The organism is Cohnella panacarvi Gsoil 349, from assembly GCF_000515335.1.
Lineage (GTDB): Bacteria > Bacillota > Bacilli > Paenibacillales > Paenibacillaceae > Cohnella > Cohnella panacarvi.
Map to the genome: position 1 here is coordinate 1,122,339 of NZ_KI911563.1, position 19,238 is coordinate 1,141,576.

The window sequence follows — 19,238 nt, forward strand, 5'->3', positions numbered from 1 at the left end:
GTTGAATGTTGATTTCATTCGGCACTGGGTAGCCCCTACCAAAAAAAACCTTGAAAGGCAAAGAGCCAATCAAGGTCAAGTCGAAATAAGAATTAAGACACAATAAAATCTTCAATTGGCATTATATTTCCATTGTCATCATCAATATAGATGCCACGCGGGAAATTTTCTTGAGACAATATTTGTTTCATCAAATTTTCATTCGTAAACGTCATCATTATAAAATGAGGGTTTGGAAAAGGAATTCGTTTTATATCATCTTCCTCATAATCATTCATGATATCTTCCGCACTTTCATAAAAAACATGATCCTGACCGTAATCTACAACAATTCTATTTTCAGTAAGACAAGTGGATTTATTCTCACCGTAATGTTGTAGATTACGAATTAGGTTAAGATTAAAACCTTCATTGCCAATTAGAATTATCCATTGCACGTAGCATTCTCCCTTCTTTGTTATCTACCGACATGATTAATTAAGCCCTCTTCATTTGTAAACACTTGGAATCCTTCTTTTTGAAGCCCTTTTACAACAGCGGAATTCGGACTCTGATCGGGTAAATATACAATAACTTCTTTATTCGTACTTGAGGCAGTATTTATTGCTTGCCGCGTCGCACCTTTTCCGCCGCCTTGTTTAACTTGAATTATCGCATTATCAAGTTCAATATCATAATCTGTCAATGGTGTTCCATCTGCTCTATGCACTTTCTTGTTTACATCAACGACTCGAGACAGGGTATTGTACAGTTGCGATGGATATTGAAGAAAACCGTAGAAAACGAAGCTAAACAAAAACAAGTCAACTATGGTGGTAACTGACCATAATCGACCTGTTCGATGTATCGGCTTAGCGTTATTTAGGTTACAAAATCAAGCATTGACGTGCGTACAATCGACTTCGAGAAATCTGTATGCGGGTATTACATGGGTTAGATGTGTTATTGGTTGAACAATGGGTTCATTCGGCACTGGGTAGCCCCCTCTCAAACAGAGAGCCCCCCCACAATGACCACTATATTAAATATCAAGTAGTACTGTCGTACCCGCCTTTTCTTGGCAACACATCTTCAAAATCACAAGCTGCAACAGCCTTGAAGCCGTTGTTCCATAGTTTAGTAAGCAGTTCCGATATGCATTTTATATAAGCACTTGATTCTGTTTCTTCATTTGGTTCAATCTCAAGATAGTATCTCGAAAACAAAAAACCGTCAGGTCCTTGTGCTCGTTTGGCTTCGTTAAAGTCATCATTTCTCAACAAATCAAGGTTACAGTATTTGTTTGAAACACTCCATCTTTCTATTGTTCCATCTATGCTCTCCGATACAAATGAGACGACCTCTTCCCTGCCAAAATCTGTGTCAATGAATACCTTACAGAATAAATCAATGTCATCACTATTCATACTAATCACCTCAATATTATTTTAGTGGAATGTATGGTCCGTTGTCGAAAGCCCCGCCCGACTTAATAATTGAAATATCCACATCAATTCCAAGTTCCTGTTGCAATTGTTGTCTCAAGCTACGAAGTCCTGCCTCGCCCGCTTGAATCTTGCCAGTTTCAATTGCATGAAGCATAGTTTTTTCTTTAGCTGAGCCCGGATTTGGCGACCCAAACCGTTGAGAAATTAACTCATCAAATTTTTCAGGAGATACTCTAACAGCAAAATCAATGTCAGAATCGACACGTGCCGTCCCGTTTGCTCTGCTTCCCTGAACTAGAATATCATCGCTAATCGAACCAACCTTTTGCCTTATTGTCGAGGAAGCACTACTAAATTGCTCTGCTGTCAGACCTTGAGGAATTGTAAGTTTCCCCGCACCCTTATCCACTATTTTCACTTTATCAAAATTCTCTGCCACATTGTCTAACTTTTTTGCGCCTTTAAGCAAACCGTATAGCTTATCCCCGCTCTTAACCGCCGAGAAAACTGTCCCCGCGGCGCCTAAGCCATAATCCCAACCGTCGAGTTTCTTCCCTGTCACGAGATTCTTGCCGATCGCAAGCTCGGTCAACGACCTGACCTGACCGACGAACGGCATCAAATCAATAGCCAAAGACTGCCACGCCCGTGCGTTCTGACGATGGATTTCATAGACCATCTTGCGTCCGTTAATATAGTTCTCTATGTTGCTCAATTTTTGCGCGTCAATCGGTTCGAATGTTCGCGGATCGTAGCCTTTATGTATCGTATAGATAAAAAAGTCCGTTAAATCATCGATGTGCGGATCGAAGATGGCGGCTTCGTGGTAATTGACCCCCAATGCGGATTCATACTCGGTAAGCAACGCCGACGCTTTGGCTATATCTGCGGATTTGAGACTGCCATCGTAATCCTCGTAATAGAAGAAAGACCCATCCTTGGTATTATCCCAATAATGGCTGCCCACAAATTGCGTGTAGTCGATCGGCTCCTCCGGTACATGGCTAGAATTGGCTTGTGCCGCAGCGTTCGCCTTCGCTTGCTCCGCGAACCGCTTCCCGTCCTCGCTCGCCAACCAATCGGTTAACGCGTTATAGCTATCGCCAACGCCATCGAACAGATTCTCCAACCAAGATCTTCGTTGTCGTACGGTTATTTCGCCGATCCTGTTCTTGATTTGCCCTTCCGCGCTGTCGTATTGCTCTATGGCGCTCCGCATGAAGTCGTTTAACCGGTACATGCGATCTTCGAGCTCTCGCATTCTTTGCGTTGCGTACGCGATTCGATATTGGAGCTGCATGCGCGCCTTGATCGCCGGATCCACGCCGTATGCCGCGGATGATAGTTGATTGGCCGCATTAGATAACGTAGACGATAATCGAGAATGTTTGCTTCTAAGCTGCTCTACCGTCTTTAAGTCGATTTTTAAAGAGGACACGCTACCCCTCATTTCTTTGGGTTAGGTATGCGGCACTCGGAAGTATCCAGTCAAGGTTTCCAAATAAACTCGCAATTATCATACAACATCACTTGGAGAGCACTTTCAGATTCGTTTATTGAAAGTACTCTTTAATCTCATCCCATAATTCAATAATTGATAACCCATTGATGCGACCTTTTTCAAATAGCTCCTCAGCAGTGTCAAAATCCTGAGAAAAACTGTCTTCAACTCTTGTTAAGTAATAACCTTCTTTATTATGACTTATCCAGTATTCCTTTTCGTCTACATAAAAATTATATTCCATTCCACAACCCACCATTTGAATTAGTTCGTCAATATTCATTTTGTCCCTCCATCATCGTGACTTAAGAGTACCATCAGAATTGTATTCAAATATATGTTCGTGTGGAACTTCAAGATGTAGCTTGGGATTCCCGTGATCGGACATATCTACGTCTCTAGTTGCTCTTCCATCTTGGTCGTAATATCTTCTTGTCTTTATTTTCCCGGATTTAGAATCAAGAATATCAATACTTGAATTTGGTTCGCCTTTTAAGCCTGGGTTTTTAGCAGTTGAAGAATGTTTTGCAAGAGGGGTTATATCAATCTCATTCCCCAAACTTGATTTAACCGTTTGCCTTCCACCGTTACCTGATACATTATCCACTATTTTCACTTTATCAAAATTCTCTACCACATCGTCTAACTTATTTCCGCCTTTAAACAGACGATATAGCTTATCCCCGCTCTTAACCGCCGAGAAAACAGTTCCCGCGGCACCTAAGCCATAATCCCATTCGTCGAACCTTTTGCCTGTCACGGTATCTTCGCCTATCGCCAGGTCTGCCAATGCTTTTACCTGACCGACGAATGGCGACATATCGAGAACTAAAGATTCCCATGCCCGCGCGTTCTGACGATGGATTTCATAGACCATCTTGCGTCCGTTAATATAGTTCTCTATGTTGCTCAATGCTTGCGCGTCAATCGGTTCGAATGTTCGCGGATCGTAGCCATTATGTATTGTATAGATAAAAAAGTCCGTTAAATCATCGATGTGCGGATCGAAGATGGCGGCTTCGTGGTAATTGACCCCCAATGCGGATTCATACTCGGTAAGCAACGCCGACGCTTTGGCTATATCTGCGGATTTGAGACTGCTATCGTAATCCTCGTAATAGAAGAACGACCCATCCTTGGTATTATCCCAATAATGGCTGCCCACAAATTGCGTGTAGTCGATCGGCTCCTCCGGTACATGGCTAGAATTGGCTTGTGCCGCAGCGTTCGCCTTCGCTTGCTCCGTGAACCGCTTCCCGTCCTCGCTCGCCAACCAATCGGTTAACGCGTTATAGCTATCGCCAACGCCATCGAACAGATTCTCCAACCAAGATCTTCGTTGTCGTCCGGTTATTTCGCCGATCCTGTTCTTGATTTGCCCTTCCGCGCTTTCGTATTGCTCTATGGCGCTCCGCATGAAGTCGTTTAACCGGTACATGCGATCTTCGAGCTCTCGCATTCTTTGCGTTGCGTACGCGATTCGATATTGGAGCTGCCTGCGCGCCTTGATCGCCGGATCCACACCGTATGCCGCGGATGATAGTTGATTGGCCGCATTAGATAACGTAGACGATAATCGAGAATGTTTGCTTCTGAGTTGCTCTACCGTCTTTAAGTCGATTTTTAAAGAGGACACGCTACCCCTCATTTCTTTGGGTTAGGTATGCTGCACTCGGAAGTATCGCATTGCTTACTACTTGTACTAGTATATGGAAAATCTACTTGTCTTTGAATAGGATGTACGCGAAATGTCAGCTAAAAGCCGCGAAATGGATTTAACACGGCGAAACACGCTGCTACGCGCCGCGAAATGTCGTCTACAGACCTCGAAAAGTTATTGACAAAATTTTACTTGTGTGATAGAACGCCAAGAATCACAAATAAGCGCCTCAACGACCTTCCGGTCCGTTGGGCGCGAACAATGGTTCAGCTTTGGCTATTGCGTGCGATCCATGAGTGGATGAGCTTCTTAAGCTTGCTGATATTCATAAAAGCGACTGTCGCCTTCATGCTGGAAGGCTTCGCATCATCTTCGAAGTAAACGACGCCCCGAACTTCGTCGAAGACCTTCACCCTGTTCATATTGACCAGATTGGTGCGATCTAGACGATGGAACCCGGTAGACTCCAAATGTTTATGATACATGCTTAGCGACGGAACGAGCGGATAGAACCTGCCTTCCTTGCAGTAAAAGACAACTGCTCCGTCTTCGATCTGGATATATAATACGTCGGACATATCCATCATGATGACTTCGCCACTGTTATGCCGATCACTCGTGACAGGTTGAATCATGCACTCCACTCCATCAAAGATTCCCTTAGGGGGAAGACTGCCGGATCGGCTCCGGCAGTCTTTTTCGAATTCATTTCAGCAATTCCGCAGGCACTTCAGGTCGGTGGCCGACAGCACCGAAGCATGCAGTGGAAACAAATAAGACAGCAATAATACCAAGCGCAGCGGCCATCAATCCTACTACCTTTTTAGTCACGGACTTCACCTCCTTTGAATGAAATCAGTGTGAGGGCTACTATAAACCAAGACACAGCTAGAATGTCCGATTGCACCAATAGATTGGAGAGGACAAGCGCTATTCCGCTATATTTCATGATTTGAAACGATCGATCCGAGATTCGAGTCTTATTTTTCATATCGACCGGCGCGTATATCCAAATTACTACCGCACTAACAGCAGCAAAAATATAAATAAATGAATCGCTTAGAGGGATAAAAGGCACGGCCGTTACGGCAACTGTAGAAGCAACGATGCATAATTCCGGCGATGGAAGATGATAACCGCCAGCCAACATCCTAATAACCGCCATCGCAGCTAATGCAATACAGGTTTCTTGAAACTTCCCATCGATCAAACCAATGCATAGACTCAATATGATCGTTAGGCTATTCGTAAAGATACCGATGAGCGCAAACTTCATCACATCTTGACTGACATGCCCTCGATCGTTGTTGCGATATATGTATCCGCTTATGTGTGCAGAGATCGAGTTGATCATGAGTCCATCTCCTTTCGATAAGCAATATTAAGCAGGACAATGACACTAAACATAAAAGCGACAGTCAGCGTCGTAAATAAAAAATTAATATTAATGAAAATATAAGCGATTCCGGAAATAAAGAAACAGGAAACGGCGCATGCCAGCAATAACCACAGGTTTAGGCCTTTGATCTCAATTTTCTCGTTCATTCGATCCGGCACGAATGAAAATCCAATTCTTCTCTTCAACAACCAATAGGCAATGAACAGAGTGATCGAAGAAGACGCAAATTGAACCAACTTTGCGTGGAGCAACGGAGTCGTAATTTGTTCAAAAGTAAAAGGTATTTGTAACAACAAGATGAGAACGCTCTGTACAAGCACATAACTTAAATAGCCGGTCACAGTCATTACTGTCGCGAAAAACGGGTGAATGCGAAATACATGCCATATGAAGATAAAAGTCCAAAACAACATAAAGATCGGCGTAATGCTATCCATGTGAAATACGAGCCGGTTTATATACGATGTCTGGGACATCAGTACGCCTGCAATGATCGTAGAACCAAAATAATCTTTAAGAGAAAATCGAAACAGGGCCAGCAATATCGCAAAAACCGCAATAACTTCATATATATTTACCGAAATATCAAGTAGAAACTCCTTCATGCTGTGCCTCCCGCAATCAATGCATCCGCTTACATTTTACAACTATTTAATAATAAATGGAATATTTTTTATTGATTATATTATCTCAACCATTCTTGAATAGAAAAACCGTCAAAGATAAATTCATCCTTGACGGTTTGGATCTTCCATCATCAGTCATTCTCCACGAACGTTGTCTATCCGATATTCATTCCCTTGAACCCCTTTGTAATACTCCGGGTACATCGTCCCTCCGCAGACCCCGCACACAAATTGCGGAGGCGCCGATTGATCCGCGTCATCCAACAACTCGAAGCTTCTCACGGCATCATAAGGAAACTTCTCGTGCCATTCGCATCGGAGGCATATATAATTGATTGACACCCCGAATCATCCTCTCTACAACGGTTCTCCTACCATTACGCTTTAAATTTAGCAGAAAAAATGAAAGGTGAGAAGCACTGCCTTTGCGAGTTTCATGGTTATCCGACCGTATTCGACCTGTATTCAACAAAAACAGCAGCAGGCTCCTCCCCTCGGGAAACCTGCTGCTTCATTGGCGAGCTTATTTCTTTACTTTGATCCCCAATGCATCGGCGAGTTTGAAGAAAATGTCCGTATTCTCGAACACGCCCGTGAACAACGAGGCGCCTGCCCCCATCGCCGTAACCGGAATGTCGACCGCCGTATGGCCGGACGTCGTCCAATCGACGTAGAACACTTCCTTGGAACCGGCGATCGGGAACGGTCCGTCTTCCTTGGATATTCCGTCGCCGCTCTCGTCCTTGTCGTCCTTCGATTCGATCGCGAGACCGCCGGTTTCATGGTCGGCCAGCACGACGACGAGCGTGTCCGGATGCTTCTTCGCGAAGTCTTTGGCGACTTGAACCGCTTTGTTCAGTTGCTCTCCGGAACGGATGACTTGCTTGGCGTTGTTCGCGTGCGCCATCTCGTCGATCGCTTCTTCTTCGACCATGAGGACGAAACCCTTCTTGTTCGCGGACAGCGTATCGATCGCCTTCTTCGTCATATCGGGCAACGATACGACCGGATCGTAGATGTCCCCTTGGCCTTCTTCCCTCTGCTGGAACATCTCTTCGTTGGCGAACAAGCCGAGCAGCTTGCCGCCTTTGGCGCGTTGCATCTCGGCGGCGTTCGTGACATACGCATAGCCGAGCTGCTTCGCTTTCTCTACGAGATTGCCTTGCGTGCCTTTGCTCTTCTCCGAAGGATCCTCTGCCGGCTCGTCCGCATATGCGCCGGGGGTGCCGGCCGGGAACCAGAAGTCTTCGCCGCCGCCTAGAATGACGTCGAGTTTGGCTTTCGTCAAATATTGCAGCGCGATATCGCTTTGCTTGGAACGGTCTTCGACGTGCGCTCCGAAAGCGGCGCCCGTCGCGTCCGTTACTTGGCTTGTCGTGACGACGCCGGTCGATTTGCCGATTTCCTTCGCGTATTCCATGATCGTCTTGACCGGCTTCTTGTCGGCGTCCATGCCGATCGCGCCGTTGTATGTTTTGACCCCGCTGGCGAACGCCGTAGCCGCCGCTGCCGAGTCCGTCACCGGAACCGTCGAGCTCGAGCGGAACAAGCCCGCGTAAGGCATGCTGTCCATCGCAAGCTCGCCCTTCTCGCCGGCGACCGCCAGGCGGATCACATCTCTCGCCGCTCCGCCCATGCCGTCTCCCACGAACAGAATGACGTTCTTCGCTTTCGCCGGCGCGGCCCCGGATGATTGAACGCTGTTCGTCGCCGCGACGCCTCCCGCGACGATGACGGCCGTTAACGCTAAGATACCCGTTCTCATTCCGAATCTCTTAGTTACCATGATTTCTACGCCTCCTAAGTTTCGAATCCACTTAAGGATAGCGCCGGATCATTAGCGGAATATCGTTCGGATGTTCGGGCGATGTAAAAAGACGGCTATAGGTTCGCGTCCCAACGGTGCCGGTACTGCGCAAGCTTCGGATGTACGGATCGAGGTTCGGCGGGCAGCCATAACCGAACGCGAACGATCCACTCCTCGAACGAAGCGAAAGATGCGAAGAGGTTGGCCGTCTCCGAGGTCATATACACGATGTGAGGCGCGGGCAGCGTTTCCGTCAGATGCCGGAGCGCGGTGTCGATCGGCGTATACTTTTTCCGTTTGCCCTCCCACCCGTCGATCGTCATGTTGCCGGTTCCGAACTCGTCCAACCATTGCAGCAGCCTTTTCTCTCTTTTGTAATACGGGCTTACCGGCATACTGAACATTCGTTTCGCGGTTTCCTCGTGAATCGGATAGATGACGAAGCGCGAGAATGAGCGGTCTTGAGCCAGCGCGGCCGCGGCCGCGAGCTCGACGTCTTCCGTATCCTCGAACGTATCGTAATAGATGAGGGTTCCTTTCGCCCGGTCCACTGGCGGCTCGTACCCGTAGGGCACGCGTTCGGCGGCTTTACGCGTCATGGCCATTCCTCCTTCTGATCCTTCAAGCTTAACCAATTCGCCTTCCGGTAAGCCGTCGGCGCCTTCCCGCTCCATCTCTGATAATGCTTCGAGAAATACAGCGAATCGCCATAACCGACCGATCCCGCGATCTGCTCGACCGATAAGGCCGTGGACACGAGCAAATGCTCCGCCTGCTCCATACGCACGTCGACTAAATATTGCTTGGGGGATTTGCCCGTGATCTGCTTGAACAAGCTCGAAAAGTAGACGCGGTGGTAGCCCAGCTCGTCAGACAGCGCCTCGATGGAAATCGGCTGCGAATATTGCGTATTCAAGTAACCGACCGCGTACCGAATACGCTTCTCGGAGTCCGACACGCGGGTTTCCTCGTCTCCGATACGGTCTAGATTGCGCTTGCCGAGTTCCGCCAGAAGCATTCTGAGATAGCCCGAGCATTCCAGATCGGCGAGACGATGAAGCTCTTCGGACTGAAGCGCCTTCCGCATCCTCTCGTAATACCCTCGGATAAGCTCGTCCGCCCCCGCCACGATCGGACGATCCGCCGTTACGCCGATCGTTCGCAGCATATGTCCCGCCAACGAGCCGTTGAAGCCCGCCCACGTATAAGTCCACGGGTCAAGCTTATCGGCCTCGTACGTGAACAACTCGCCCGGCACGATGACGAAAGTATCCCCCGTCTTACATTTATACTGCTGCCCTTTGCAGGTGAACCGTCCGTTCCCGGCAACGACCGTATGGATCAAGTAATAGTCGTGCACAGCCGGACCGATCGTATGTCCGCACTCAGGACGCCCGTACCCGCTGAACAGGACGGACAGTTCTCCAGGTTGGCGATAGGCGTTAATCGCAAGCTCGTATTCGTGGTGCTCCTGCATCATCGCATCCCTCCTACGCTTTCGATTATATCAAAACCCTTACGTTCGTCCATATGTATCTGTGTTTTCTCCATGGGCTTCCGTCCCGTTCGGTTTTATAGTGAAAGAAAATCCATTTCCAATTAGGAGAGTCCGCCATGTCCAAAATCACGTTCCTCGGTGCGGGAAGCACCGTCTTCGCGAAAAACGTACTCGGAGACGTTATGCTTACTCCGGCGCTGCAAGGCTTCGAGATCGCCCTGTTCGATATCGATCCGCAACGGCTGGCCGATTCGGAGAGCATGTTGCTTAACCTGAAGAAAAATTCCGGAAGCTCCTGCAAGGTCAAAGCCTACCAAGACCGCAAAGAAGCGCTTCGCGGCGCCAAATACGTCATTAACGCCATTCAAGTCGGCGGTTACGATCCTTGCACGATTACGGATTTCGAAATTCCTAAGAAGTACGGCTTGCGCCAGACGATCGCGGATACGATCGGTATCGGCGGTATTTTTCGCAACCTGCGCACGATTCCGGTCATGCTCGATTTCGCGGCGGATGTTCGCGAAGGATGTCCTGACGCGCTCTTCTTGAACTATACGAATCCGATGGCCGTCCTCACGAACGTCATGAACAAGCACGGCGACGTTAATACGGTCGGGCTATGCCACAGCGTGCAGGACTGCATTCCGCGGCTGTTCAGAGACCTGGGCATGGACCAGACGGGCGTGAAGGCCAAGATCGCCGGCATCAACCATATGGCGTGGCTGCTCGAGGTGTCGAAAGACGGGGTCGATCTGTATCCTGAGATCAAACGCCGCGCCGCCGAGAAGCAGAAGGAGAAACACTGGGACATGGTACGCTACGAGATCATGCTCAAGTTCGGCTACTACAACACCGAATCGTCCGAACACACGGCGGAATATCATCCCTACTTCATTAAGAAGAATTACCCCGATTTGATCGACAAGTTGAACATCCCGCTCGACGAATATCCGCGACGTTGCGTGGAACAGATCGAGAGCTGGACAAGAATGCGCTCCGAGCTCGTGAACAATGCGAATCTCGAGCATTCCCGCTCGCATGAATACGCTTCTTACATCATGGAAGCGATCGAGACGGACGTGCCGTTCAAGATCGGCGGCAACGTGATGAACACGGGTCTCATCACGAATCTGCCGCGCGAGGCGTGCGTCGAAGTGGCGTGCCTCGTCGATCGGAACGGCGTCACGCCGACGTTCGTCGGGGATTTGCCTCCGCAGCTCGCGGCGCTTAACCGCACGAACATCAACACGCAACTGCTAACGATAGAAGCTGCGATTACGGGCAAGCGTGAACATATCTATCACGCGGCTATGCTGGACCCGCATACGGCAGCGGAGTTGTCGCTTGACGATATCGTCGCGCTGTGCGACGACCTGATCGAAGCCCATGGCAGCTGGCTGCCCGAGTTTCGGTAACGAAATAACAGCAATTCGACAGTTATAATCGCAAAGTATACTCGGTATGTCGAAGTAACAACCAATCGCTAGTTATTATAGGGTCATCGAGTTAAGTGGCCGGAATAGCGAGGAAATAACTGCAAATGGTTGTTAATCCACCACTGTAAACGGTTTTGCTCGAAATAACTGCAAATGGTTGTTACTGTACAGAAATGCATGGCGGCGCTTCGGAGAACATCCGGAACGCCGCCTTTGCTTCTAGACGTTATTCAGCCGCGTATGAGCGAACGCTTCGCGATAGGCGGTCGGAGTCACGCCGGCCAGCCGTTTGAACCACTTGGCGAACTGTTTATCGTCGTCGATGCCGACTCTCGCGGCCACCTCTTTCACGTGCAACTGCGTCCCCGCGAGAATTTCCTTGGCGGCCTCGAGCTTGATATCGTGGATATAGGCGAGCAAACCCGAACCGAATCTGCGCTTGAACATGCGGGAGAGGTAGTCCTTGTTGTAGCCGACGTGGGCGGCAATCCGCTCCACGGATATATCCCGATCGAGCGCGTGCATCCGCGTCCATTCCAGCAGCACGGGCAGCTTCGGGTCCATCGCGTCGAGTCTTTGCGAATCTTGCAGTTGCTCGGCCAGCTCAATGAGCAAGCAAGTAAGAAAATAGTCTCCGGCTCTCGAAATCCGATAGCCGCCGTTCGCCGCATGGAGCAGCTGCCGCGCCAAAATATGGATACGGCTCTGGTTCGAGCATTGGGCGTAACGGGGAATACGGGCGTCCGGCTCGCTGCCCCGTACGTCAGGAATCAGAAAGTGAAACCAATAGAAGGAAACCCCCGGCGATGAAAGCCGATAGCCCCGATGACGCTCGCCCGGCATCAGAAAAAGGATATCTCCGGCTTTCACCTCGTACATCCGCCCGTCCGCCTCAAGGAACACGACTCCCGAAACTCCGATGATCAGCTCGTAATCCGCGATTGTGCGATCCATATGCGACCACGTTTCGTCGGACATGAACTGTCCGCCCATATGCAGCCGGTAAGGCTCGTTCAAGATGAGGGGTATCAACTTAGCTCCGCTCCCTTTCGCGTTCAGAACTCCTATGATGAGGTCAGTTTTTGACACCTATTATACCCGATCGTCTACCGACAGGCGATAGCCGCATCTACTATGATAGATGTGCACGACAATTAACCATTCGGAGAGTGACAGTAATGGCTATCGTTCAACCATCCTCCACGCCCGCTCCTCTCGACTTAAGAGGCGTGTCCATCCAAGACGGCTATTGGTCTTCCTTCATCGGATTAGTTAGAAACACCGTCATTCCGTATCAATGGGAAGCGCTTAACGACCGGCTTCCGGATACGGAGCCAAGCCACGTCATGAGAAACTTCCGCATCGCGGCGGGACTCGAGAAAGGCGATTTCGGCGGGTTCTTCTTCCAAGACACGGATTTGTACAAATGGCTGGAAGCCGTCGGCTACTCGCTTGCCGCCGCGCCGGATCCCGATCTGGAGAGGATCGCCGACGAAGCGATCGATCTGCTCGCGTCCGCGCAACAGGCGGACGGATACTTAAATACATACTTTGCGGTAGCTCAGCCTGGCAGACGTTGGACGAATTTACTCGATTGCCACGAGATGTATACGGCCGGTCATCTCATCGAAGCGGCCGTCGCCTATTATCAAGGCACGGGAAAGACGAAGCTGCTGGACGTTGCCAAGCGCTTCGCCGACCACATCGATTCGCTGTTCGGAAGCGAACCGGGCAAGCTGCGCGGCTACGACGGCCATCAGGAGATCGAGCTTGCGCTCGTAAAACTATACGAAGTGACCGGCGAACCGAGGTATTTGAACCTCGCCAGCTTCCTTATCGACGAACGCGGGCAGCAACCGCATTTCTTCCTTGCGGAATGGGAGCAGCGCGGACGCGTTAGCGCCTGGTCTCCCGGCGTCGTTCAGAAGACTCCGCCGGCGCTCGCTTACCACCAAGCGCATCAGCCTGTCCGCGAACAAGAGGTTGCTGTCGGCCATGCCGTTCGAGCGGTGTATATGTACACGGCGATGGCGGATCTTGCGCTCCATAAAGGCGACGCCGGCTTGCTCGAAGCGTGCCGCCGCCTCTGGAACAGCATGGTCCGCAAGCAAATGTACGTGAACGGCAGCATCGGCTCCACGCACCACGGCGAAGCGTTCACGTTCGATTACGACTTGCCGAACGACACGAACTACTCGGAAACTTGCGCTTCGATCGGACTCATCTTTTTCGCTCGCCGCATGCTGCAATTAGAGATTAAGGGCGAGTACGGCGACGTAATGGAGCGCGCGCTGTTCAACACGGTTACCGCGGGAATGGCCGGCGACGGCCGAAGCTTCTTCTACGTCAACCCGATGGAAGTATGGCCGGCCGCCAGCGAAGGCAACCCGGGCAAGCACCATGTCAAATCCGTCCGTCAGGGATGGTACGCGTGCGCCTGCTGCCCGCCGAACGTCTCGCGCCTGCTCTCGTCCCTCGGCCAATACGTCTATACGTCGAGCTCCGATACGCTGTACACTCATTTATTCATCGGCAGCGAAGCGAACGTTACGCTGGCCGGACGGAACGTAAGCGTGAAACTAAGCAGCGAGCTGCCTTGGAAAGGCAACGTGTCGATAACGATCGGAGCTGCGGACGGCTCCGGAGCATTCACGCTCGCGCTGCGCGTGCCGGCATGGTCGAAGGGCTCTACCTTCGCGGTTAATGGCGAAGCCATCACGCCGGAAATCCGCGACGGTTACGCATACTTTTCCCGCGATTGGCAAACCGGCGACGTCCTGTCCGCCTTGTACGCCATGATGCCGGAGAGGATCTACGCGCACCCGAACGTCCGCGCGAACGCCGGCCGCGTCGCGCTGCAGCGCGGGCCGCTCGTGTACTGTCTGGAGGAGATCGACAACGGCGCGCCGCTCGCGAACGTCATGCTTCCGGCTGACGCGGACATCGAGATCGCGATGCGCGGCGACACCGTCGTGCTGCAAGCGGACGGCTGCCGACAGATCGAGTCCGACGCCGATCAGCTCTACCGTACCTCCGCCCCGCGTCTCGAGAAGCAGCGCATAACCGCCATACCGTACACCCGATGGGGCAATCGCGGCCAAGGCGAAATGCAAGTATGGATTCGGGAGAAAATATAGTTCTCATGCCAAGAGGCAGTCCATAAGGTCGCTCGTAGACCTTATGGACTGCCTCTTTATGGCGTGCCACACAACGTTACTTCGCCGCACTCACGGGTCACCGACGGATTAGCGTTGCCACACAACGTTACTTCGCCGCACTCACGGGACTCCGACGGATTAGCGTTGCCACACAACGTTACTTCGCCGCACTCACGGGACATCGCCGGATTAGCGTTGCCACACAACGTTACTTTGGCGCACTCACGGGACACCGACGGTTTAGCGTTGCCACACAACGTTACTTCGGCGCACTCACGGGTCACCGACGGATTAGCGTTGCCACACAACGTTACTTCGGCGCACTCACGGGTCACCGACGGATTAGCGTTGCCACACAACGTTACTTCGGCGCACTCACGGGTCACCGACGGATTAGCGTTACCACACAACGTTACTTCGCCGCGCTCACGGGACACCGACGGATTAGCGTTACCACACAACGTTACGTTGGCGTACTCCGTCCTGCGGCATATTAAAGAACCCGGCAGCGGCATTTCACAGCCCGCTCCGGGTTCTTCTTCATCCTATTTCAATTTCAGCACGACCACCGACGCGGCCGGCAAGCTCACCTTCAGCTTACCGCCCTTGAGCTCCGCACCGTTGAACGGTTGCGGGGCGACGGCGTTCGCTTGCTCGAACGTGTTGTGCGCGCGAATATCGCTTGCCGCCAGCAGCTTGCCTTCGACCGAATATCCGCCATCGAGGCCGCGAAGCTCCACTTCGATGTCCGCCGCTTCGGAAGGATTCACGTTGTAGAGGCTCACGTGGACGACGCCGTCCTTCTTGGACGCCGTTACGCCGACTTGCGCAAGGGAACCTTCCTCCCCTTCGAAACCGTATTGTCCGAATTCGCCATGCACGGCGAGCGCTTCCGCGTCCTGATGGACGTTGTACATTTGCAGCACATGGTACGTCGGCGTGCGCAGCATCCGGGAGCCCTCGGTCAGAATGACGGCTTGCAGCACGTTAACCATCTGAGCGATATTCGCCATCTGTACCCGGTTGCAATGCTTGTGGAAAATGTGCAGGTTCACGGCGGCGACTAAAGCGTCGCGCATCGTGTTCTGCTGGTACAAGAAGCCTGGATTCGTGCCCGGTTCGACGTTGAACCAGTTGCCCCATTCGTCGACGATAATGCCGACGCGTTTGTTCGGATCGTAGCGGTCCATCTCCGTGCTATGCCGGGTAAGCAGCTCGTCCATATACGCGGCCTTCTTCATCGTGACGAACCAGTCGCGATCGCCGAATTCGGTCGCCGCGCCTTTGTCCTGCCACGTTCCCGGCACCGTGTAGTAGTGCAAACTCAGACCGTGCATATGACGCTCGGACTTCTTCATGAGCACTTCTGTCCAACGGTAATCGTCCGTGTTCGCGCCGCCCGCGATTTTGTAAAGCTTGTTGTCCCCGTAATTGCGCGCGTACGTCTGGAATTGGTTGTACAGATCCGCGTAAAACTCCGGCAGCATGTTGCCGCCGCAGCCCCAGTTCTCGTTGCCGACGCCGAAGTACTTCAGCTTCCAAGGCTTATCGCGGCCGTTCGCCCGGCGCAAATTCGCCATCGGGGAATCGGCGTCCGATGTCATGTATTCGATCCAATCCGCCATCTCTTGAACCGTTCCGCTGCCGACGTTGCCGCAGATGTACGGCTCGGCGTCGATCAGCTCGCACAGTCGGAAAAATTCGTGCGTGCCGAAATGGTTGTTCTCGACGACGCCGCCCCAGTGGGTGTTGATCATCATTTTGCGGTTTTCTTTCGGACCGATGCCGTCCCGCCAATGATATTCGTCGGCGAAACAACCGCCCGGCCACCGCAGAACCGGAATTCGAAGCTCGCGCAGCGCCTCAATGACATCGTTGCGGAAGCCCTCCGTATTCGGAATGTCCGAATCTTCTCCAACCCATATTCCTTCATAGATACATCTGCCCAGATGTTCGGCGAAATGACCGTAAATGTTGCGGTTAATCGTACCGATGGTCCAATCCGCATGAACGACCGCTTTCATCATAACTAGATTGCCTCCTCCATAAAATTGGTTTTTCGTCGGGCTCGAACTAACTCGCCCTCCATAATTGTGGATTCCCATTGCTCGCGCACGGCCTGATTCGGATGCGGGCAGCTTTTGTCCTTGAACTTCGCCCGGAACGCGACCAAGCAGCCGCAATGCATGCACGTGGATTCATAAGATAAGCTTGCGCATTGCCGGCATGCTTCGAGCCTTTGCGCGTACAGCTTGTCCGACACGCTATCTTCGGCTTTTATCTTGGATAGCATGCGCGACATTTGCTCCTCGTCGACTTTCACGCTGGCTCTGCAGCCTTTGCAGTTGTCGGTACTGTCGATCGCGTCCACCAGCCTATCTTTCTTAATCACATCAAATTGTAGGGGATTGCCCCTGGGACAACAATCCATTATGATGGTTAAAAACTGACCTATCGTGCTTTTTGTCTATGCAAAGGAGTCGTCGCCTCATGCTTGAGTTAATAAAATGCGGTTATCGATATACGTATGCGAACGGTCTTACGATATCGCGTCCGAACGGCGCGGGTGACTATGCTTTCGTCTTTTTCAAAAACAAATCCGAGGTTGTTCTGAACGGCAAGTCCATAATCGCCGATAGCGACACCTATATCCTGTATCGACCGACTACTCCGCAGTTTTACCGGGAACACGATCTGCCTTACATCGATGATTGGTTTCATGCCGTAGGTTTGGAGGATCTGCTCGAAGAACTGAACTTTCCGCTCGACACGCTCATCCCGGCGGCCGATCCGCTGCTCATTTCCAGAAGCATAATGGAGATGCACCGCATCAAAAAAATGGGGGGACCGCACACCGCCCGGATTCTCGATTCCGAAATTCGGTCGCTTATTCTTAAGCTGAGCAACCTGCGCGAGATGACGTTGCTCTCCGATCGGCCGAACCGGTATTTCCGCCAGCTCTCCGAGCTGCGGGACGAGCTCTATAACGCTCCGCATAATCATCCGACGGTCGAAGAGCTGGCGTCCCGCATCAATATCAGCAAGTCCCACTTCCAACACCTTTATAAGGATCTATTCGGATGCTCCGTCGTTACCGACATGATCAACGGCCGGCTTGAATACGCCAAATACTTGCTGCAGAGCAGCTCGTTAACGGTGTCGGCTATCGCGGACAAATGCGGCTACGAGCACGAAACCCATTTTATGCGCCAATTCAAGAAATTCGTCGGCGTGACGCCCGGACGATTCAGATCGACGCCTGATAAAAATCCCTTGCAAGCGTGAAGGCTCGCAAGGGATTTGCCTTTTAATGATTCGGTTTATCCTGTATGACTTTAACCGCGTTCGTGATCTCCCGAAGCACGTCGGACTGCAGTTGAGTCTCTTGGTAGATCGCTTTGATATAGGCTTCGCCCGCCTGGCTGGACGTATAGTGCGGCGGCAGATGGTTAAGCGTTAGCAGTACGATGTCGAGTTGGCATTTGTCGCAGGCGCATTCGAGCAAGCCCGGTCTGACGAACCGGTCTTCGAACATGTTGCCGACGATCGGTTCCATAACGTTCATAACGTTAGATTCTCGCTTGAAGTTCATCTAGCACTCTCCTCGCTAGGGTTGCTATGGATAGATATCGTTCATTATATCATATCGGCTGCGAACGGCTAGCTTTAAAGCTTCAGGAGAGGTCCCAGATCGACTTTCCGCCCGGTCTTCGCGCTTTCGAGCGCGCCGAGCACCATCGCCATGCTATATCGGTTGTCCCGGCAATCCGTCTCGGCCAGCCGCCCTTGCTCCAGCGCCAAGAACATCTCGTCCAAGCAACCGCCATGCCCGGTCGCGATGCCTTCGGTCGCGTCAGGCTCCGGATCGATCCGGACATAGTCCCGAATAAACTTGCCTTCCTGCGGACCAGGCGCCAGCACTTCGGCGTAAGGCATGCCGTGACCGTCCCATATCGCCGTTCCTTTGTCTCCGACGATCCGCCACTGCGCTTCCCAAGACGTCGGCGCTCCTTCGGCGCACCAAGAACCGCGATAGTCGAACACCGAGCCGTCGGACATTTCGAAGATGCAGATCGCCGACGCGTTGCCCGCATACCACGAGCCTTTAGGATTGAACTCGTGACAGTAGACCGATACCGGGTTCGCGCCGGATATCAATCTCGCCTGATCGAACGTGTGGATCGCCATGTCGAGCAACAACGGGCTTTCCATCGCGTCCCGGAACCCTCCGAAATGCGCGCCGATGAAAAAATCCGCGCCGATGAAGCCGACTTGGCCGATCCGATCGGATGCGATCATCCGGCGAAGGGTGCGGATTCGCGGATCGTACCTGCGATTCTGCATAACCGCGTGCGTACGTCCCGTTCGCTCGGCTATCCGGACGATTTCGTTGCACTCTTCCAGCGTCTCGGCCAGCGGCTTCTCCCCGAACACGTTGCATCCGAGTCTCATCGCCGTGCTTGCGACTTGGAAGTGGCTGGCCGGAATCGTGACATCGAATACGACGTTCGCCGCCGTCTTCTCGATCGCCAGTTGAAGATCCGTGAACGTTCCGCAAGCCAGTCCCTTCTTCTCCCGCATCTTCTCCGCGAACTCCAGCTTAATGTCCACTAAAGCTACGATTTCCGTATCCGGCCGCTGCATCGCGTAATCGATCCATACATTGGACATTCCGCCGCAGCCGACGACAACCACTCTATGTTTAGCACTCATTCGATGACCGCCT

21 protein-coding genes are annotated in these 19,238 nt (G+C 51.7%); 3 read left to right on the forward strand and 18 right to left on the reverse strand.

Annotated features, from left to right (window positions below; all coding sequences use genetic code 11):
- Window positions 1-92: 92 nt before the first annotated feature.
- The 13 genes from COHPA_RS0105380 to COHPA_RS0105440 form a co-directional block, all read right to left on the reverse strand.
- Entirely contained in the window at window positions 93-437 is a 345-nt protein-coding gene (locus COHPA_RS0105380; protein WP_027085178.1) for a hypothetical protein, read from the reverse strand.
- A 20-nt stretch (window positions 438-457) separates the two neighbouring features.
- Complete coding sequence (locus tag COHPA_RS25450; RefSeq protein WP_156926602.1) at window positions 458-685, reverse strand: hypothetical protein; 228 nt, start codon at window positions 683-685, stop codon at window positions 458-460.
- A gap of 343 nt (window positions 686-1,028) precedes the next feature.
- On the reverse strand, window positions 1,029-1,406 hold the full coding sequence (locus tag COHPA_RS0105385) for a hypothetical protein (RefSeq protein ID WP_027085179.1): 378 nt from the start codon (window positions 1,404-1,406) through the stop codon (window positions 1,029-1,031).
- 16 nt (window positions 1,407-1,422) lie between these two features.
- Complete coding sequence (locus COHPA_RS25930) at window positions 1,423-2,865, reverse strand: pre-toxin TG domain-containing protein (protein WP_027085180.1); 1,443 nt, start codon at window positions 2,863-2,865, stop codon at window positions 1,423-1,425.
- A 115-nt stretch (window positions 2,866-2,980) separates the two neighbouring features.
- Entirely contained in the window at window positions 2,981-3,211 is a 231-nt protein-coding gene (locus COHPA_RS0105395; RefSeq protein WP_027085181.1) for a hypothetical protein, read from the reverse strand.
- 12 nt (window positions 3,212-3,223) lie between these two features.
- On the reverse strand, window positions 3,224-4,564 hold the full coding sequence (locus COHPA_RS0105400) for a pre-toxin TG domain-containing protein (RefSeq protein ID WP_027085182.1): 1,341 nt from the start codon (window positions 4,562-4,564) through the stop codon (window positions 3,224-3,226).
- Between the two features lie 290 nt (window positions 4,565-4,854).
- A complete protein-coding gene (locus tag COHPA_RS0105405; RefSeq protein ID WP_027085183.1) occupies window positions 4,855-5,223 on the reverse strand; it encodes a LytTR family transcriptional regulator DNA-binding domain-containing protein in 369 nt (122 codons plus the stop codon).
- 70 nt (window positions 5,224-5,293) lie between these two features.
- Window positions 5,294-5,419, reverse strand: a complete 126-nt coding sequence (locus COHPA_RS24975; protein ID WP_084760378.1) for a cyclic lactone autoinducer peptide — start codon at window positions 5,417-5,419, stop codon at window positions 5,294-5,296.
- Window positions 5,412-5,942: an accessory gene regulator ArgB-like protein gene (locus COHPA_RS0105415; RefSeq protein WP_027085184.1), complete on the reverse strand. Its 531-nt coding sequence runs from the start codon at window positions 5,940-5,942 to the stop codon at window positions 5,412-5,414. The genes COHPA_RS24975 and COHPA_RS0105415 overlap by 8 nt, the downstream gene beginning before the upstream one ends.
- A complete protein-coding gene (locus COHPA_RS0105420) occupies window positions 5,939-6,592 on the reverse strand; it encodes a hypothetical protein (RefSeq protein ID WP_027085185.1) in 654 nt (217 codons plus the stop codon). Before COHPA_RS0105420 ends, COHPA_RS0105415 begins: the two co-directional genes overlap by 4 nt.
- Before the next feature lie 544 nt (window positions 6,593-7,136).
- On the reverse strand, window positions 7,137-8,399 hold the full coding sequence (locus tag COHPA_RS0105430; RefSeq protein ID WP_027085187.1) for an alkaline phosphatase: 1,263 nt from the start codon (window positions 8,397-8,399) through the stop codon (window positions 7,137-7,139).
- 95 nt (window positions 8,400-8,494) lie between these two features.
- Window positions 8,495-9,019 carry a hypothetical protein gene (locus COHPA_RS0105435; protein WP_027085188.1) on the reverse strand — a complete coding sequence of 175 codons (525 nt, stop codon included), beginning with the start codon at window positions 9,017-9,019 and terminating at the stop codon, window positions 8,495-8,497.
- Window positions 9,016-9,900: an AraC family transcriptional regulator gene (locus COHPA_RS0105440; RefSeq protein ID WP_027085189.1), complete on the reverse strand. Its 885-nt coding sequence runs from the start codon at window positions 9,898-9,900 to the stop codon at window positions 9,016-9,018. The genes COHPA_RS0105435 and COHPA_RS0105440 overlap by 4 nt, the downstream gene beginning before the upstream one ends.
- Before the next feature lie 134 nt (window positions 9,901-10,034).
- Between COHPA_RS0105440 and melA the strand changes: the two genes are divergently transcribed.
- Window positions 10,035-11,333: an alpha-glucosidase/alpha-galactosidase gene (gene melA, locus COHPA_RS0105445; RefSeq protein ID WP_027085190.1), complete on the forward strand. Its 1,299-nt coding sequence runs from the start codon at window positions 10,035-10,037 to the stop codon at window positions 11,331-11,333.
- A 240-nt stretch (window positions 11,334-11,573) separates the two neighbouring features.
- Here melA and COHPA_RS0105450 read toward each other — a convergent pair whose 3' ends face one another.
- Window positions 11,574-12,386 carry a helix-turn-helix transcriptional regulator gene (locus COHPA_RS0105450; protein ID WP_027085191.1) on the reverse strand — a complete coding sequence of 271 codons (813 nt, stop codon included), beginning with the start codon at window positions 12,384-12,386 and terminating at the stop codon, window positions 11,574-11,576.
- A gap of 146 nt (window positions 12,387-12,532) precedes the next feature.
- Between COHPA_RS0105450 and COHPA_RS0105455 the strand changes: the two genes are divergently transcribed.
- Window positions 12,533-14,491, forward strand: coding sequence for a glycoside hydrolase family 127 protein (locus COHPA_RS0105455; RefSeq protein WP_027085192.1), 1,959 nt, complete (start codon window positions 12,533-12,535; stop codon window positions 14,489-14,491).
- Between the two features lie 566 nt (window positions 14,492-15,057).
- Here COHPA_RS0105455 and COHPA_RS0105460 read toward each other — a convergent pair.
- Together COHPA_RS0105460 and COHPA_RS22990 are read right to left on the reverse strand one after the other, a co-directional pair.
- The gene (locus COHPA_RS0105460; protein WP_027085193.1) at window positions 15,058-16,539 is read right to left on the reverse strand and encodes an alpha-N-arabinofuranosidase; all 1,482 of its coding nucleotides are present in this window, start codon (window positions 16,537-16,539) and stop codon (window positions 15,058-15,060) included.
- A gap of 2 nt (window positions 16,540-16,541) precedes the next feature.
- Entirely contained in the window at window positions 16,542-16,883 is a 342-nt protein-coding gene (locus COHPA_RS22990; protein WP_027085194.1) for a DUF6171 family protein, read from the reverse strand.
- A gap of 119 nt (window positions 16,884-17,002) precedes the next feature.
- On the opposite strand from COHPA_RS22990, the gene COHPA_RS0105470 reads away from it, so the two are divergent.
- Window positions 17,003-17,797, forward strand: coding sequence for a helix-turn-helix domain-containing protein (locus tag COHPA_RS0105470; protein ID WP_027085195.1), 795 nt, complete (start codon window positions 17,003-17,005; stop codon window positions 17,795-17,797).
- A 22-nt stretch (window positions 17,798-17,819) separates the two neighbouring features.
- On the opposite strand, the gene COHPA_RS22995 is transcribed toward COHPA_RS0105470, so the two are convergent.
- Complete coding sequence (locus COHPA_RS22995) at window positions 17,820-18,104, reverse strand: late competence development ComFB family protein (RefSeq protein ID WP_027085196.1); 285 nt, start codon at window positions 18,102-18,104, stop codon at window positions 17,820-17,822.
- A 74-nt stretch (window positions 18,105-18,178) separates the two neighbouring features.
- Window positions 18,179-19,225, reverse strand: a complete 1,047-nt coding sequence (locus COHPA_RS0105480) for a Gfo/Idh/MocA family protein (protein WP_035119378.1) — start codon at window positions 19,223-19,225, stop codon at window positions 18,179-18,181.
- Window positions 19,226-19,238: the final 13 nt, after the last annotated feature.